The 16,130-nt window shown below is 68.3% G+C and carries 11 protein-coding genes; 9 read left to right on the top strand and 2 right to left on the bottom strand.

Annotated features, from left to right (window positions below):
* Position 1: 1 nt before the first annotated feature.
* Positions 2 to 697 carry a hypothetical protein gene (locus tag ACJH6J_RS20045; RefSeq protein ID WP_406804440.1) on the bottom strand — a complete coding sequence of 232 codons (696 nt, stop codon included), beginning with the start codon at positions 695 to 697 and terminating at the stop codon, positions 2 to 4.
* 99 nt (positions 698 to 796) lie between these two features.
* On the opposite strand from ACJH6J_RS20045, the gene ACJH6J_RS20040 reads away from it, so the two are divergent.
* The 8 genes from ACJH6J_RS20040 to ACJH6J_RS20005 all read left to right on the top strand — a co-directional run bounded on the left by ACJH6J_RS20040 (position 797) and on the right by ACJH6J_RS20005 (position 12,990).
* Positions 797 to 1,204, top strand: a complete 408-nt coding sequence (locus ACJH6J_RS20040) for an OsmC family protein (protein WP_212811905.1) — start codon at positions 797 to 799, stop codon at positions 1,202 to 1,204.
* Entirely contained in the window at positions 1,201 to 1,479 is a 279-nt protein-coding gene (locus tag ACJH6J_RS20035; RefSeq protein ID WP_406775885.1) for an acylphosphatase, read from the top strand. The genes ACJH6J_RS20040 and ACJH6J_RS20035 overlap by 4 nt, the downstream gene beginning before the upstream one ends.
* A 51-nt stretch (positions 1,480 to 1,530) precedes the next feature.
* Complete coding sequence (smc, locus tag ACJH6J_RS20030) at positions 1,531 to 5,118, top strand: chromosome segregation protein SMC (protein ID WP_406804439.1); 3,588 nt, start codon at positions 1,531 to 1,533, stop codon at positions 5,116 to 5,118.
* Positions 5,119 to 5,178: 60 nt separating this feature from the next.
* Entirely contained in the window at positions 5,179 to 7,020 is a 1,842-nt protein-coding gene (locus tag ACJH6J_RS20025) for a DUF222 domain-containing protein (RefSeq protein ID WP_406804438.1), read from the top strand.
* A gap of 113 nt (positions 7,021 to 7,133) precedes the next feature.
* Positions 7,134 to 8,501, top strand: coding sequence for a signal recognition particle-docking protein FtsY (gene ftsY, locus ACJH6J_RS20020; protein ID WP_212811901.1), 1,368 nt, complete (start codon positions 7,134 to 7,136; stop codon positions 8,499 to 8,501).
* 254 nt (positions 8,502 to 8,755) lie between these two features.
* Complete coding sequence (locus tag ACJH6J_RS20015) at positions 8,756 to 10,075, top strand: ammonium transporter (RefSeq protein ID WP_212811900.1); 1,320 nt, start codon at positions 8,756 to 8,758, stop codon at positions 10,073 to 10,075.
* Between the two features lie 60 nt (positions 10,076 to 10,135).
* A complete protein-coding gene (locus tag ACJH6J_RS20010; RefSeq protein WP_212811899.1) occupies positions 10,136 to 10,474 on the top strand; it encodes a P-II family nitrogen regulator in 339 nt (112 codons plus the stop codon).
* 23 nt (positions 10,475 to 10,497) lie between these two features.
* A complete protein-coding gene (locus ACJH6J_RS20005) occupies positions 10,498 to 12,990 on the top strand; it encodes a [protein-PII] uridylyltransferase (RefSeq protein WP_406774891.1) in 2,493 nt (830 codons plus the stop codon).
* Here the strand turns inward: ACJH6J_RS20005 and ACJH6J_RS20000 are convergent.
* On the bottom strand, positions 12,971 to 14,416 hold the full coding sequence (locus ACJH6J_RS20000; RefSeq protein ID WP_212811897.1) for an FAD-dependent monooxygenase: 1,446 nt from the start codon (positions 14,414 to 14,416) through the stop codon (positions 12,971 to 12,973). The two genes, ACJH6J_RS20005 and ACJH6J_RS20000, sit on opposite strands and share 20 nt — an antisense overlap.
* Positions 14,417 to 14,549: 133 nt before the next feature.
* Between ACJH6J_RS20000 and ffh the strand changes: the two genes are divergently transcribed.
* Positions 14,550 to 16,127 (top strand): signal recognition particle protein, encoded by a 1,578-nt coding sequence (gene ffh / locus ACJH6J_RS19995; RefSeq protein WP_212811896.1) that lies wholly within the window; start codon positions 14,550 to 14,552, stop codon positions 16,125 to 16,127.
* The last annotated feature ends 3 nt before the right edge of the window (positions 16,128 to 16,130 follow it).

Genomic DNA, 16,130 nt, shown 5'->3' with positions numbered 1-16,130 from the left:
ATCAGCGGGTGCCGGGCAGATTCTTGAACACGGGATTGTCGGTGGAGCAGAACTTCCACTCGCCGCCTTCTTTGCGCAGGTAGATGGCTACCTGAGAGGAGCCCGGCGCCTGGACCGTGGCCCGGTCGCCGGTGACGGTGATGTCGAGGGTCTTCATGCTCTCCGGGTCGCCCGAGACCTTCGGCATCGGCATACTCCCGAAGGCGCCGCCGCCCGCCTGGCCGAAGAACTTGCGGTCGCCGGCGCACGAGATCGACGCCATGTCGCCGCCACCGAACGAGGCCAGGAACTGGCGAATCTCGTCTTCGTCGGAACCGCCACCAGCGGACGCTCCCGGCGCTGTGGCCTCGTCCGTCGAACCTGTGCTGCCCGCCGCACCCTTGCGCTTGCCGGACTGACTGCTCGCGGACGTGGACTGGTCGTCGTCGGAGGAACTGGTCAGCGCGTAGACGCCCACGCCGCCGAGGACCAGAGCCAGCACCACCGCGCCGACGATCAGAAGCCACTTGCCCGGACCGCCGGAGTTCGGCGGTGTGGCACCGGGATGGCCGTAGGGCATCGGCTGGCCGGGCATCGGACCGTATCCAGGCGGGCCATAGGCGGGATAGCCAGGAGCAACCGGCTGGCCGACACCGTACGGACCCTGCTGCGGGTACCCGGACGGGCCTGGATATGGGCCCTGCGGTGGGTACGTCATGTGATCTCTCCCCCCGAGAGTTGTGTGGACCCTGACATTACCTGGGCCTCAACGAGGTTCCCCGCAGGAACAATGGCGTCGGCACGGTACAAATGAGCCATGACGGAACTGTGGGTCGAACGGACCGGGGTGCGCCGCTATACCGGGCACAGCTCGCGAGGAGCCGAGGTCCTCGTCGGGTCCGAGGACGTCGAGGGCGTCTTCACCCCGGGGGAATTGCTCAAGATCGCGTTGGCGGCGTGCAGCGGTATGAGCAGTGACGCGCCGTTGCGCGCCCGGCTCGGCGACGACTACCAGACCACCATCCGGGTGTCGGGCCCGCCGGACCGCGAGAACGAGGTCTACCCGCTGCTGGAGGAGTCCATGGAGTTGGACCTCTCGAGCCTGTCCGAGGACGAGATCAAGCGGCTCAAGATCGTCGTCGAACGAGCCATCGACAAGGTCTGCACGGTGGGCCGCACGCTCAAGGCGGGCACCGAGGTCACCTTCGGGTTCGCCGACAAGTGAGCGAGGCAGTTCGGCTGTCGGCCTGGGTGCACGGCCAGGTGCAGGGCGTCGGGTTCCGGTGGTGGACCCGGGCCCGCGCGCTGGAGTTGGGCCTCACGGGCTACGCCAGCAACAAGCCGGACGGCCGGGTGCACGTCGTCGCGCAGGGGCCGCGTGCCGATTGCGAGCGGCTGCTGGCACTCCTGCGCAGCGGTACCACCCCTGGCACGGTGACGACGGTGGTCGACGACTGGGCCGCTGCGGGCGACCCGATCGAGGGATTTTCTGAGCGTTAGAAGCCCAGGGGTCCCCGGCATTTAACCGGCGCGACGGTAGGGTTTCACCCCATGCATCTGAAGAGTCTGACGCTGAAGGGCTTCAAGTCCTTCGCGTCGCCGACGACTCTTCGCTTCGAACCCGGCATCACCTGCGTGGTGGGGCCGAACGGTTCGGGCAAATCGAACGTCGTCGACGCCCTGACCTGGGTGATGGGTGAGCAGGGCGCCAAGACCCTGCGCGGCGGCAAGATGGAAGACGTCATCTTTGCCGGCACGTCGTCGCGGGCCCCGCTGGGCCGGGCCGAGGTGACCCTGACCATCGACAACTCGGACAACGCCCTGCCGATCGAGTACTCCGAGGTTTCGATCACGCGGCGTGTATTCCGCGACGGCGCGAGCGAGTACGAGATCAACGGCAGCAGTTGCCGGCTCATGGATGTGCAGGAACTGCTTTCCGACTCCGGTATCGGCCGCGAGATGCACGTCATCGTCGGTCAGGGAAAGCTCTCGGAAATCCTGGAATCGCGTCCCGAGGACCGTCGTGCCTTCATCGAGGAGGCCGCCGGTGTGCTCAAGCACCGTCGGCGCAAGGAGAAGGCGGTCCGCAAGCTCGACGCCATGCAGGCCAACCTGGCCCGCCTGACCGACTTGACCACCGAACTGCGCCGTCAGCTCAAGCCGTTGGGCCGGCAGGCCGAGATGGCGCGGCGCGCGCAGACCATCCAGGCCGATCTGCGTGACGCGCGGCTGCGCCTGGCCGCCGACGATCTGGTGACCCGCCAGGCCGAGTTCGACGACACCAACCAGACCGAGACCGCACTGCGGCGTGAGCACGGCGAGGTGACCGAGCGTCTCGAAGCCGCGTCGGCCGAACTGGCGGGACACGAAGCGGCGGTAGCGGGCCTGTCCGGCCGCGCGGAGGCGGCGCAGCAGACCTGGTTCCGGCTGTCCGCGCTCGCCGAGCGGGTCAGCGCCACGGTGCGTATCGCCACCGAACGCACGAACCTGCTGGACTCTGATCCAGAGGTGTCGACTGGGCCGGACCCGGACGCCCTGGACGCCGAGGCCGACGCCGTCGCCGAGCACGAGGAACAACTGCTCGCCGAACTCGCCGAATCCAGGACCCGGCTGGAGGCGGCGCGCGGTGCGCTGGCCGAATGCGAACGCGCCGCGGCCGATGCCGAACGTGCCCAGATGGCGGCGGCCCGGGCCGAGGCGGACCGGCGCGAAGGGCTCGCCCGGTTGTCCGGGCAGGTCGACACCATGCGCACCCGCATCGAATCGATCGACGAAGCCGCGGTGCGGCTGACCGGCAGCATCGAGGAGGCGGCCGCCCGCGTCGAGCAGGCGAAAGCCGAGTTCGAACTCGTGCAGAGCAAGGTCGGTGAGCTCGATGCCGGCGAGTACGGGCTCGATGAGCATCACGATCGCACCATCAACGCCATGCTGCAGGCCGACGAACGCGTCGACGAATTGCAGGCCGCCGAGCGCGCCGCGGAGAAGCAGGTGGCCTCGCTGCGCGCGCGTATCGACGCCCTGTCGGTGACCCTCGACCTCAAAGACGGATCGGCGTGGTTGCAGGAAAACCATGACGGCGCAGGACTTTTCGGCTCGGTGGCCGAATTGGTGCGGGTGCAGTCGGGGCACGAGGCGGCCATCGCCGCGGTGCTGGGCGCCGCCGCCGACGCGCTCGCGGCCGAAAGTTTCGATGCCGCACGCGCCGCGGTCGACGCGCTCAAGAAGGGTGACGGTGGCCGTGCGGCCATCGTGCTCGGTGACTGGCCCGTCGAAAACGCTTCGCCGCGTGGGGATTTGCCGTCCGGCGCCCAGTGGGCGCTGGATCTGGTCGAAGTACCGGCTCGGCTCTCGGGTGCGATGCACGCCATGCTGGCGCGGGTCGCGGTCGTCGCGGATCTACCTGCTGCGCTGGAGCTGGTCGCGGCGCGACCGGACCTGCAGGCCGTCACGGCCGACGGCGACCTGGTCGGTGCCGGGTGGGTCAATGGCGGCTCCGACCGCAAGCCGAGCGCCCTCGAGATCACCGCGGAGATCGACAAGGCGCGCGCCGCGTTGGTCGAGGCCGAACGCCAGACCAGCGAATACGGCGCCGCGCTGTCCGGTGCCCTCGCCGAACAGAAGGCGCGGCGCGACGCCGTCGAACATGCGCTGGCCGCACTGCACGAATCCGACGCCGCGATCTCGGCGATCTACGAGCAACTGGCCCGGCTCGGGCACGAGGCCCGGACCGCCGAGGCCGAATGGCAACAACTGGTCCGGCAGCGCGACGAACTGGACGCCGGCCGCAGCCGCACGCTGGCCGAGCTGGCGGAGCTGGAAGACCGGTTCCACAACGCGCAGCAGGAGCCGATGTTCGACGTCGAGTTCGTCGACCGGTCCGAGACGACGGCGGCCGCCGAAGAGGCGCGCGCAGTCGAGGTGGAAGCCCGGCTGGCAGTGCGTACCGCGGAGGAACGCGCGAATGCCGTTCGCGGACGGGCGGATTCGCTGCGCCGGGCAGCGGCCGCCGAGCGTGAGGCGCGAGTGCGCGCGGCGCGGGCGCGCGAAGCCCGAGAGAACGCGGCGAAAGTCGCGGCCGCTGTCGCCGATTCCGGCCGACTGGTGGCCGAAAAGCTCGCTGCCACAGTGAGTCTGGCGGCACGCAAGCGTGATGCACTGGCCGCCGAGCGGGCTCAGCGTTCCGAAGGTCTGACGCGGGTCAGGGCAGAGGTGTCCGAACTCAGCGCGCGCGCCGGCGCGCTGACCGAGGCGCTGCACCGCGACGAGGTCGCCAAAGCGCAAGCGGCCCTTCGTATCGAGCAACTCGAACAGCAGGTGCTGGAGCAGTTCGGTATGGCCGTCGCCGACCTGGTCGCCGAATACGGACCGGACGTGCCGCTGCCGCCGACCGAACTTGAGATGGCCGAGTACGAGCAGGCCAAGGAACGTGGTGAACAGGTCAGCGCGCCCACGCCGATGGCGTTCGACCGGCCCACCCAGGAGCGCCGCGCCAAGAAGGCCGAGAAGGAACTGGCCGAGCTCGGTCGGGTAAATCCGCTGGCGCTGGAGGAGTTCGCCGCGCTCGAGGAGCGCTACAACTTCCTGTCCACCCAGCTGGAGGACGTCAAGGGCGCCCGCAAGGACTTGATGGACGTCATCGCCGACGTCGATGAGCGCATCCTGCGGGTGTTCACCGAGGCCTACGCCGATGTGGAGCAGGAATTCACGCAGGTCTTCTCGACACTGTTCCCCGGCGGTGAGGGCCGGCTGCTGCTGACCAACCCAAGCGACATGCTCACCACCGGCATCGAGGTCGAGGCCCGGCCACCGGGCAAGAAGGTCAAGCGGTTGTCGCTGCTGTCGGGCGGTGAGAAGTCACTGACCGCGGTGGCGATGCTGGTGGCGATCTTCCGGGCGCGGCCGTCACCCTTCTACGTCATGGACGAGGTCGAGGCCGCGCTGGACGACGTGAACCTGCGCCGTCTGATCAGTCTGTTCGAGCAGCTGCGGGAGAAGTCGCAGCTGATCGTCATCACCCACCAGAAGCCGACCATGGAGGTCGCCGACGCGCTCTACGGCGTCACCATGCAGGGCGACGGCATCACCCAGGTGATCTCGCAGCGCATGCGCGGCCAGGAGTTGGTTTCCAGCCAGTCATAGGCGGGGTTCGGCGTGGCCCTTTTGTGGCACGTGTCGGTCCTTGATGGCATGTTCGAACACATGTTCGAACATGTGGGTGTCGGGGCCGGCGGTGTGCTGGTTCACGATGCCTCTGTGGTCGATGCGGTGGTGCATTTCGCGCGGGTGTCGAATGTCGCTGAGTGCGGGAAGTTCCGGGCGATCGCTGATCTGGTGGCGTTGCGTGTCGATGACGAAGATGGCCGGCAGTGGTGGGCCTGTGATGGGTGGGATGCTGCGGTCGCCGAGGTGGGGGCGGCGCTGGGTATCGGGAAGCGTGAAGCGTCGGGGCAGTTGTCGATTGCGGTCGCGTTGCGGTTCCGGTTGCCGCGGGTGGCGGCGGTGTTCGCCGACGGTGGGGTGTCGGCGCGGACGGTCGGCGCGATCTGTTGGCGTACCCGTTTGGTGGAGGATCCCAATACGCTGGCGGTGATCGATGTTGCGTTGGCGGGGGCGTTGTCGGAGTGGGCGGGGTTGTCGCGCAAGAAGATTGAACGCAAGATCGATGGTTGGGTGCAGAAGTTCGACCCGGCTGCAGTGATCAAGGTGCGCTCGGCTGCGCGCCGGCGTGGGGTCGGGGTGGGCAAGCCCGATGATGAGACCGGGGTGGCGTCGATCTGGGGTGCGCTGTTGGCCACCGATGCCGATCTGTTGGATCGGGTGCTGGACGAGATGGCCCGGCAGGTGTGTGAGGACGATCCGCGGACGTTCGGGCAGCGGCGGGCTGACGCGTTGGGGGTGTTGGCGGCTCGTGGGGATCGGTTGGTGTGCCAGTGTGGCAATCCGGATTGTCCGGCGGCGGGGCCTGATGCGCGGGCGGCGGCGGTGGTGATTCATGTGCTCACCGATCAGCTGCCGACGCCGGTGGCGGATCCACTGCTCAGTGGGGACCCGGCCGCGCCCCCGACTCCGGCGCCAAACCAGCCTGCACCTGAGCCGGTGTTCACACCCGAGCCCGAGCCCGAGCATTTCTTCACAGCTGAACCTGAGCCCGAGCCCGCGCCTGCACCGGCGGCCGATTCGCGGCCCGCCGAAAACCCGATCCCTGCTGGGTTCGAACCGGCCGGCGACGCGGCGCCCACCCCTGAAGCCCATGCGGCGCACCCGCCGATCCCGACTTCCACCAAACCCCCCGCGCCGGTGCGCACACCCGTCGGCTATGTCCTCGGCGGCGGTGTAGTGCCCCCGGCGGTGCTGGCGGACCTGGTGGCTCGCGGCGCGAAAGTGCGCACCGTCGCCTCGGCTGCGGATCTGGATGAGGTGCCGCGGTATCGGCCGTCGGCGGCGATGGATGAGTTCGTGCGGGTGCGGGCCATGACGTGCATGTTCCCGGGCTGCGATCAGCCCGCCACCGCCTCCGATATCGACCACACCATCCCGTGGCCGGTCGGGCCGACACATCCGGGCAACCTGAGCCCGAAATGCCGCAAACACCACCTACTCAAAACCTTCTACGGCGGCCCGGACGGGTGGCAGGACCGTCAACAGCCTGACGGGACGATTGTGTGGACCGCACCCACCGGCCACACCTACATCAGCGTGCCCGAAAGCCGAATCCTGTTTCCCCGCACGGTCACCGACACCCCACTGCCGAACCCACCACCACAGGACACCGATCTGGACACCCCACCGGCCCCCGGCCGGGGTGTGATGATGCCCATCCGGCGCCGCACCCGCGCCCAGAACCAGGCTCAGCAGATCGCCTACGAACGTGCCCTCAACCAAGCCGACATCGACGAGCGCGAAGCTGCCCAAGAAGCCTTCGCCCGCCGGCGTAAAGAACGCCAAGAACGCGAAGCCGCAGAAGCCGCCCAAGCCGCGGCGGCACCGGTACCCACCGAGCAACGCCAACCCGCTGAAAACGACATCCCACCACCACGGTGAGCACCCAGATCGATTGGCGTCGCCGCCCGAGACGATCGTTGTGCCGATCTGCACCGGCCGGGAGGACGTCTGCCACCCGCGGCAGAACTTGGTGCGGCTGACAGAATGGCACGGTGTCGGAAGGTCTCTGGATCGCGATAGCGATCGTTGCTGTTCTCGTTGTCACCGCTCTGGTGGTCGGATTCGTCCGCTACCGGCGCAGCAGGATTTCGCTGTCCGCGCCGGAGGAGACGCCGAAGCTGGACCGGTCTGGCGGCTACACGGCGTCATCAGGCATCACGTTCAGTAGTTCGGACACCGCGGAGAAGCTGCCGACCGTCGGCGACGACGCCGAGATTCCGCGAGACTCGCGCAAGCGCACCATCGCCGACGTCCAGCTGCCCGAGCCGGAGGTCGTGACCGAGCCGGAAGTGGTCGCCGAGGCACCGGAAGCGGTCGCTGAGCCGGAAGTGGTGGCCGAGCCCGAGCCGACCGCCGCGCCCGAACCCGAGGCAGCGCCGGAACCCGAGGCAGCTCCCGAGCCCGAGCCCGCACCCGAGGTTGCGCCGCGCGATGAGATCGCACCGACCGCCGGCCGGCTGGAGCGCCTGCGTGGCCGCCTGGCCAAGTCGCAGACCACGCTGGGGCGCAGCATGCTGGGCCTGCTGGGCGGTGGCGACCTCGACGAGGACTCGTGGGAGACCATCGAAGACACCCTCCTCATCGCCGATCTGGGCCCGGTCGCCACCGAATCGGTCGTCACCGCGCTGCGCAGCCGCATGGCAGAGGCCAACGTGCGCACCGAGGCCGACGCCCGCGCCGTGCTGCGCGAGGTGCTGATCAAGGAACTGCGGACCGATCTGGACCGGTCCATCAAGGCGCTGCCGCACGCCGACAAGCCGTCGGTGTTGCTCGTCGTCGGTGTCAACGGCGCCGGCAAGACCACCACGGTCGGCAAGCTGGCCCGCGTGCTGGTCGCGGACGGGCGTCGCGTCGTGCTCGGCGCGGCGGACACCTTCCGTGCCGCGGCGGCCGACCAGCTGCAGAGCTGGGGTGCCCGCGTCGGCGCCGACATCGTGCGTGGCCCCGAGGGCGCGGATCCGGCCTCGGTTGCCTTCGACGCCGTCGACAAGGGCATCGCAGCGGGCGCTGACGTCGTCGTGGTGGACACGGCGGGCCGGCTGCACACCAAGACCGGTCTGATGGACGAACTGGGCAAGGTCAAGCGCGTCGTCGAGAAGCGCGCCAAGGTCGACGAGGTGCTGCTCGTGCTGGACGCGACCATCGGCCAGAACAGCCTGCCGCAGGCCCGGGTCTTCGCCGAGGTGGTCGACATCACCGGCGTGGTGCTGACCAAACTCGACGGCACCGCCAAGGGCGGCATCGTGTTCCGGGTACAGCAGGAGCTCGGCGTACCGGTCAAGCTCGTCGGCCTCGGTGAGGGTCCGGACGACCTGGCGCCGTTCGAGCCCGCCGCCTTCGTCGACGCGCTCCTGGGCTAGTCGCCGCCATTCGCTTCGGGAACGCAAAACTGCCCTATTCCACCCGGAATAGGGCAGTTTTGTGTCCGCCGGCCAGGAACTCACAGAGCAGGCCAGGGCCTGCGAAGAGGGCATTAACCGCGCCGAAACGTAACTGGTCGATCCGTTCACATACGTGAAACGCCCGCGCGCCGTCGGCGAAACAACCGATGCGCAAAGTTCTGGCCTAGGTCATCGGCGTCTGCCTGTGACATGGGTTAAGGAGGAAGCGGCCAGTGGATGGATTCCCTATCTTGGGCACGCCGGACACCGGTGATACCGCATGGATGCTGGTGAGTTCAGCGCTCGTGCTGTTGATGACACCGGGTCTGGCGTTCTTCTACGGCGGCATGGTGCGCCGTAAGGGCGTGCTCAACATGATCATGATGAGCATCAGCGCCATGGGTGTCGTCACGGTGTTGTGGGTGCTGTACGGCTACTCGATGGCGTTCGGCAATGACAAGTGGAGCTTCGTCGGGGATCCCACCCAGTACTGGGGACTCAAGGGACTCATCGGCGGCAACTCGCTCGTTGCGCACCTGCCCGCGGGAACCACTGCGGCGGTGCAGATTCCGCTCGCCGGGACCATCCCGCAGCTGGTGTTCGTGGCGTTCCAGCTGATGTTCGCCATCATCACCGTCGCCCTGATCTCGGGCGCGGTCGCCGACCGTCTCAAGTTCGGCGGCTGGCTGCTGTTCGCCGGCCTGTGGGCCACCTTCGTCTACTTCCCGGTCGCGCACTGGGTCTTCGCCTTCGACGGCATCACGGCCACGCACGGTGGCTGGATCGCGAACCAGCTCAAGGCAATCGACTTCGCCGGTGGTACCGCGGTGCACATCAACTCCGGTACCGCGGGCCTGGTGCTGGCCATCATCCTGGGCAAGCGCTCGGGCTGGCCCACCACTCCGATGCGTCCGCACAACCTGCCGTTCGTCATGCTGGGCGCCGGCCTGCTGTGGTTCGGTTGGTACGGCTTCAACGCCGGCTCGGCACTGACCTCTGACGGTGTCGCCGCCTCGACATTCATCACCACCACCGTGGCGACCGCCGCCGCGATGCTGTTCTGGCTGCTGACGGAAAAGATTCGTGACGGCCACGCCACCTCCCTCGGCGCGGCGTCGGGCATCGTGGCCGGCCTGGTGGCCATCACCCCGTCCTGCTCGTCGGTCAATGTCATCGGCGCGCTGGCGATCGGCGCGGGCGCCGGTGTGGTCTGTGCTCTCGCGGTGGGCCTGAAGTTCAAGCTGGGCTTCGACGACGCGCTCGACGTCGTGGGCGTTCACCTGGTCGGTGGTCTGTTCGGCACCCTGATGGTCGGCCTGGTGGCCACCAAGGAGGCTCCGGCCGCTGTGGCGGGTCTGTTCTACGGTGGCGGGTTCGACCAGCTGTGGCGTCAGGCCGTCGGCGCGTTCGCGGTCCTTGGCTACTCGGCGATCGTTACCGCTATCTTGGCCTTGATCGTCAAGTACACCATCGGCCTTCGCCTCGACAAGGAGGACGAGGCCAACGGTATCGACGAGGCCGAACACGCGGAAACCGCTTATGAATTCGCGTGATCGGGAAGGATTTACGGTGACATCCACGAGTACCGCGGTTATTTGGAAGGAATTGATCAAATGAAGTTGATCACGGCGATCGTCAAGCCGTTCACGCTCGAAGACGTCAAGACCGGTCTGGAGCAATTGGGAATCCTCGGGATGACCGTCAGCGAGGTGCAGGGCTACGGCCGCCAGAAGGGCCACACCGAGGTCTACCGCGGTGCTGAGTACTCGGTGGACTTCGTGCCCAAGGTGCGGGTCGAGGTCATCGTCGACGACGCATCGGTCGACAAGGTCGTGGATGTCATCGTGCAGGCCGCGCGGACGGGCAAGATCGGTGACGGCAAGGTGTGGGTCACCTCTGTCGAGACCGTGGTGCGCGTCCGTACGGGTGAGCGGGGCAGCGACGCCATCTGACGTCGGCTGACCACCAGATGACAATGCAGACACCAGATTCCGCTGCCGGAGCCGACGATACTTCGGTGTCGTCTGCTTCGGCAGCGGGGTCAACCCGTCCGGCCAGCGACCTGAGTGCTGCTGTCGAGCAGTTGCTGGGCGGCGGCGCGCGCCGCCTCGATTCGGTGGCGTTGCGCGAGGCGCTGGTTGATCTGTACGAATTCTGGCTTGCCGCAAAGGCAACCGAGATCGGTATCACCGAGACCAGTGGCTTCGCCATCGTGGCGACCGGTGGTCTCGGGCGCCGGGAGATGCTGCCGTACTCGGACCTGGATTTGATGCTGCTGCACGACGACCTGCCGCAGGCCGCCGTCACCGAGGTTGCCGAGGCGCTCTGGTACCCGTTGTGGGACGCCAACATTCACCTCGACCACAGCGTCCGGACGGTGCCGCAGGCACTCAAGACCGCGGCCGGCGACGTCTCCGCCGGGCTGGCCATGCTCGACGCCCGGCACATCGCGGGCGATTCGGATCTGTCGTCCCTGTTGGTCGGCGGCGCCCGGAGGCAATGGCGGACCGGGATCACCTCCCGCTTCACCGAATTGATCGAACACGCCGCGGCGCGGTGGGAACGTTCCGGTCAGATCGCGCACCGCGCCGAACCGGATCTGAAGAACGGCCGCGGTGGGCTGCGCGACGTGCAGCTGCTCAACGCACTGGCCATGGCGCAGTTGGCCGACGTCTACCCGAGTCGGTCCGTGGCGTCGCCGATCGGCACGCTGGGCGACGCGCATCTCGCACTGCTCAACGTGCGCACCGAGCTCCATCGCGTCTCGCACAAGGGCCGTGAGATGGTGCTGGCCCAGTACGCCGACGAGGTCGGCGCCGCACTGGGCATCGGTGACCGCTTCGACCTGGCCCGCATGATCAGCGATGCCGCCCGCACCATCAGCTTCTACGTGGACGCCGGCGTGCGGACCGCGGGGAATGCCTTGCCGCGCAGAGGCTTTGCGGCACTCAAACGACCCGTCCGGCGACCGCTGGACGAGGGCGTACTGGAATTCGGCGGCGAGGTCATCCTGGCCCGCGACGCCAAACCGCAGCGCGACCCGGGCCTGATCCTGCGAGTGGCCGCCGCGGCAGCCACCAACGGACTGCCCATCGCGGGATCGACCTTGGCGCGGCTGGCCGAATCGGCGCCCGAATTGCGGGCGCCGTGGCCGAAAGAAGCGCTCAACGACCTGCTCGTGATGCTGGCCGCCGGGCCGGGTGCGGTCGCCACCGTGGAGGCCCTGGACCGGACCGGGCTGTGGGGCCGGTTGTTCCCGGAGTGGGGCGCGATCCGCGACCTGCCGCCACGTGATGTCGTGCACATCTGGACCGTCGACCGGCATCTGATCGAAACCGTCTCCCGGGCAAGCGCTTTCACCACCCGCGTGGACCGGCCCGATCTGCTGGTGCTGGGTGCGCTGCTGCACGACATCGGCAAGGGCCGGGGCGGCGACCACAGTGTGATCGGTGCCGAACTGGCCAACCAGATCGGCATCCGGCTGGGCTTGTGGCCGGCCGATATCGAGGTGCTGGTCAAGATGGTGCGCTACCACCTGCTGTTGCCGGAAACGGCGACTCGTCGAGATCTGCAGGACCCCAACACCATTGCATCGGTGGTCGACGCGCTCGGTGGCGATGGACTGCTGCTGGAATTGCTGCACGCGCTGGCCGAGGCGGATTCGCTCGCCACGGGTCCCGGCGTGTGGGGTGACTGGAAGGCCTCCCTGATCGGCGATCTGGTCCGGCGATGCCGGCTGATGATGGCGGGGGAGGACCTGCCGCACCCCGATCCCATTGATCCGCAACTGCTTTCGCGGGCCAGCCAGAGCGGTGTCCACGTCGAACTCACCGCGGCGGACAGTGCGCACCTGTTCAACGTCACGATGCTCGCCCCGGATCGGCGCGGTCTGCTGTCGAAAGCCGCCGGGGTGCTGGCCCTGCACTCGCTGCGGGTGCATTCGGCGTCGGTCAACAGCCATGAGGGACTGGCGATCAACACCTTCGTGGTGTCGCCACACTTCGGCTCCCCGCCGGCCGCGGAACTGCTGCGTCAGCAGTTCATCCTGGCGCTCGACGGCGATCTCGACGTGATCGCCGCGCTCGAGCAGCGGGACGAGGAAACTCCGGCCCCGACCCGGCGCGCCGGCGACGTCCCGGCGGCGGTGCCCGGCTACCACACGGTCGCGCCGCCCCGCGTGCGGTGGTTCGAGGGGTCGTCGGACGACGAGTTGGTCGTGCAGATCCGCAGCGCCGACCGGCCCGGCCTGCTCGCCCGCCTGGCCGCTGTCATCGAGCGCAAGGGCGCAGATGTGGCCTGGGCCAAGGTGACGACGCTGGGCGCCACCGTCGTCGACGCGTTCGGTCTGGTGGTGCCGGAGGACTTCACGGCCACCGAGGCCCGGGCAGCGTTCGAACAGGATCTGTATGCGGTGTTGCCCGCGCCCGCGCCGGTCAAGCCTGCCGTGATCACTGCCGAGGTGAGTTAGCGAGTTCCGCGCTGCCGCACCACTTCCGGACGGCGGCCGGGGCGTCGGTGGCCTCGCCGGCCCACGCGACGTAACCGTCGGGCCGGATCAGCACGGCGGGCGGCAATTGGTCATCGCCGGTGACCGCGCAGGTGACGTCGGTGCGGTCGAGCGTCAGACCGCCCTTGGTCAGCAGTAGGAATCGGCCGTCACGCAGTAGTTCGTAGACCCGGGTGTCCGCGCACGCGATGTCCGGCATGCGGCGCCCGACCAAACGGTGATCGTCGCGCTTGCGGGGATAACTGATGGCGATTCCGCTGAGGCGGCCGCCCATGGCACGCCTGGTGGGCCCGGTGCTCAGGAGCGCGGTGATCGCGATGCGCCGCAGGACTCGCCGCGGCAGGCTGCGGCCCAGGACCAGCTGATTGAACGCATCGGTCAGTTTGAGCACGTTGGCGCCGACGGCATGGCGTTCACTCTGGTAACTGTCCAGGAGCCACGCCGGCGCGGTGCCCTTGACGGCCGACGCCAGCTTCCAGCCCAGGTTCATCGCATCCTGGATGCCGGTGTTCATGCCCTGTGCGCCCAGCGGCGAGTGGACGTGCGCCGCATCGCCGGCGATGAAGCAGCGGCCGACGCGGTAGCGGTCGGCCTGGCGTCGCTCGGACAGGAACCGGGTGCTCCAGCGCATCTCGCTGACGCCGAAGTCCGTTTTCGCGATGCGGCGCAGTGAGCCCGTGATCTCGGAAAGCGGTACCGGTTCGCCGAGCGGCACGTCTTCCCGGGTGCGGTCCCACGCGATGGCGCGGAACCAGCCGTCGCCGAACGGGACCAGCAGCACGACGCCGTCGGGGCTGTTCGCGGCGGCCAGCCCGCCGGCCGGCGGGTTCGTCAGCTGAACGTCTGCCAGCAGGATGTGGGTCTGGTACTGCTTGCCGGCGAACCCGATGCCCAGCATCGTGCGCACCGCGCTGTGGGCACCGTCGCAGCCCACGAGGTAGCCGGCACGCACCGTGCTGTGATCGGCGAGGCGCACGGTGACGCCGTCGTCGTCCTGCGTCAGACCGGCGACTTCGGCGCCGTAACGGATTTCGACGCCGAGTTCGATGGCGCGCGCGGTCAGCACCCGTTCGGTCAGGCTCTGCGGTGCCATCAGCACCATGGGGTAGCGGGTGGGCAATTCCCGCAGGTTGATCGCGGCGCCCGGGACGGGACTCACGCTCTGGACGGGGAGCCCGCGCTGCACGAGTTCGTCGGCCAGGCCGCGGGCGTCCAGCAGTTCCAGCGTCCGCGCATGCACGCCGAAGGCCCGGGTGATGTTCGGGATGTCACGGCGTCGTTCGAGCAACTGAACCGCGACGCCGCGCATCGCCAGTTCGCACGCCAACGCCAGACCGGTCGGGCCGGCACCGACAACGACGATGTCCGCGCTGTTCATGGTGGTCATTTCAGGCTCCTCATTAATTCATCAAACAATGAATTCATCATGTGATGAAATACTGCGCGCCCGGGTATCGCCGTGTCAAGGGGACGGTGGTGCCGAAGTACCGGCGACGGGCGCTGCAGTTAGGCTTAACCCCGTGTTTGAATCCCTGTCCGACCGGTTGACCGGTGCGCTGTCGGGTCTGCGCGGCAAGGGCCGGCTGACCGACGCCGATATCGACGCCACCGCCCGCGAAATCCGCCTGGCCCTGCTCGAGGCCGACGTGTCGTTGCCGGTCACGCGCGAGTTCATCGGCCGGATCAAGGAACGCGCCAAGGGCGCCGAGGTTTCCGGTGCGCTGAACCCGGCGCAGCAGGCCGTCAAGATCGTCAACGAGGAGCTCATCGGCATCCTCGGTGGTGAGACGCGCCAGCTGGCGTTCGCCAAGACCCCGCCGACGGTCATCATGCTGGCCGGTCTGCAGGGTTCCGGTAAGACGACCCTCGCCGGCAAGCTGTCGAAATGGCTCAAGGATCAAGGACATACGCCGCTGCTGGTCGCGTGTGACCTGCAGCGCCCCGGCGCCGTCAACCAGCTGCAGATCGTCGGTGAGCGGGCTGGCGTCAGCGTCTTCGCACCGCACCCGGGAGTCTCGCCCGACGGCGTGACCATCGACCAGATGACCACCGGCGACCCGGTGTCGGTCGCCGCCGCGGGTCTGGCCGAGGCCAGGGCCAAGCACTTCGACGTCGTGATCGTCGACACCGCCGGCCGCCTCGGTATCGACGAGGAACTGATGGCCCAGGCCGCCGCGATCCGCGACGCCGTCAAGCCTGACGAGACGCTGTTCGTCCTCGACGCGATGATCGGTCAGGACGCCGTCACCACCGCCAACGCCTTCCGCGAAGGCGTGGGCTTCACCGGTGTCGTGCTGACCAAGCTCGACGGCGACGCCCGTGGTGGTGCCGCGCTGTCCGTGCGCGAGGTCACCGGCGCGCCGATCCTGTTCGCGTCGGCCGGCGAGAAGCTCGAGGACTTCGACGTCTTCCACCCGGACCGCATGGCGTCCCGCATCCTGGGCATGGGCGACGTCCTCACCCTGATCGAGCAGGCCGAGCAGGTCTTCGACCAGAAGAAGGCCGAAGAGGCCGCCGCCAAGATCGGCTCCGGTGAACTGACGCTCGAGGACTTCCTCGAGCAGATGCTGATGATCCGCAAGATGGGTCCCATCGGGAACCTGCTGGGCATGCTGCCCGGTGCCGGTCAGATGAAGGACGCCCTGGCGGCCGTCGACGACAGCCACCTGGACCGCATCCAGGCCATCATCCGCGGCATGACCCCCGCCGAGCGGTCCGACCCGAAGATCATCAACGCCTCCCGGCGCCTGCGCATCGCCAATGGATCCGGTGTCACGGTGGCCGAGGTCAATCAGCTGGTCGACCGCTTCTTCGAGGCCCGCAAGATGATGTCGCAGATGGCCGGCCAAATGGGAATGCCGTTCGGCCGCAAGAGCTCTCGCAAGGCCGCCAAGGGCAAGAACAAGCAGGCCGGCAAGGGCCGCAAGGGCGGACGCGGCCCGACGGCGCCGAAGGCGGCCGCCAACCCGTTCGGTCTGGACCCGAGCGCGCTGCCGGGCGGTTTCCCGGACCTGTCGAACATGCCGCAGGGGCTCAACGAGTTGCCGCCGGGCCTCGCCGACTTCGACCTGTCACAGCTGAAGTTCCCGAAGAAGTAGCCG

Origin of the sequence: Mycobacterium sp. SMC-18 (genome assembly GCF_045310895.1) — a bacterium.
Classification (GTDB): domain Bacteria; phylum Actinomycetota; class Actinomycetes; order Mycobacteriales; family Mycobacteriaceae; genus Mycobacterium.
Note: the sequence above shows the minus strand (reverse complement) of the source record. Positions and strands in the feature narration are given on the sequence as shown.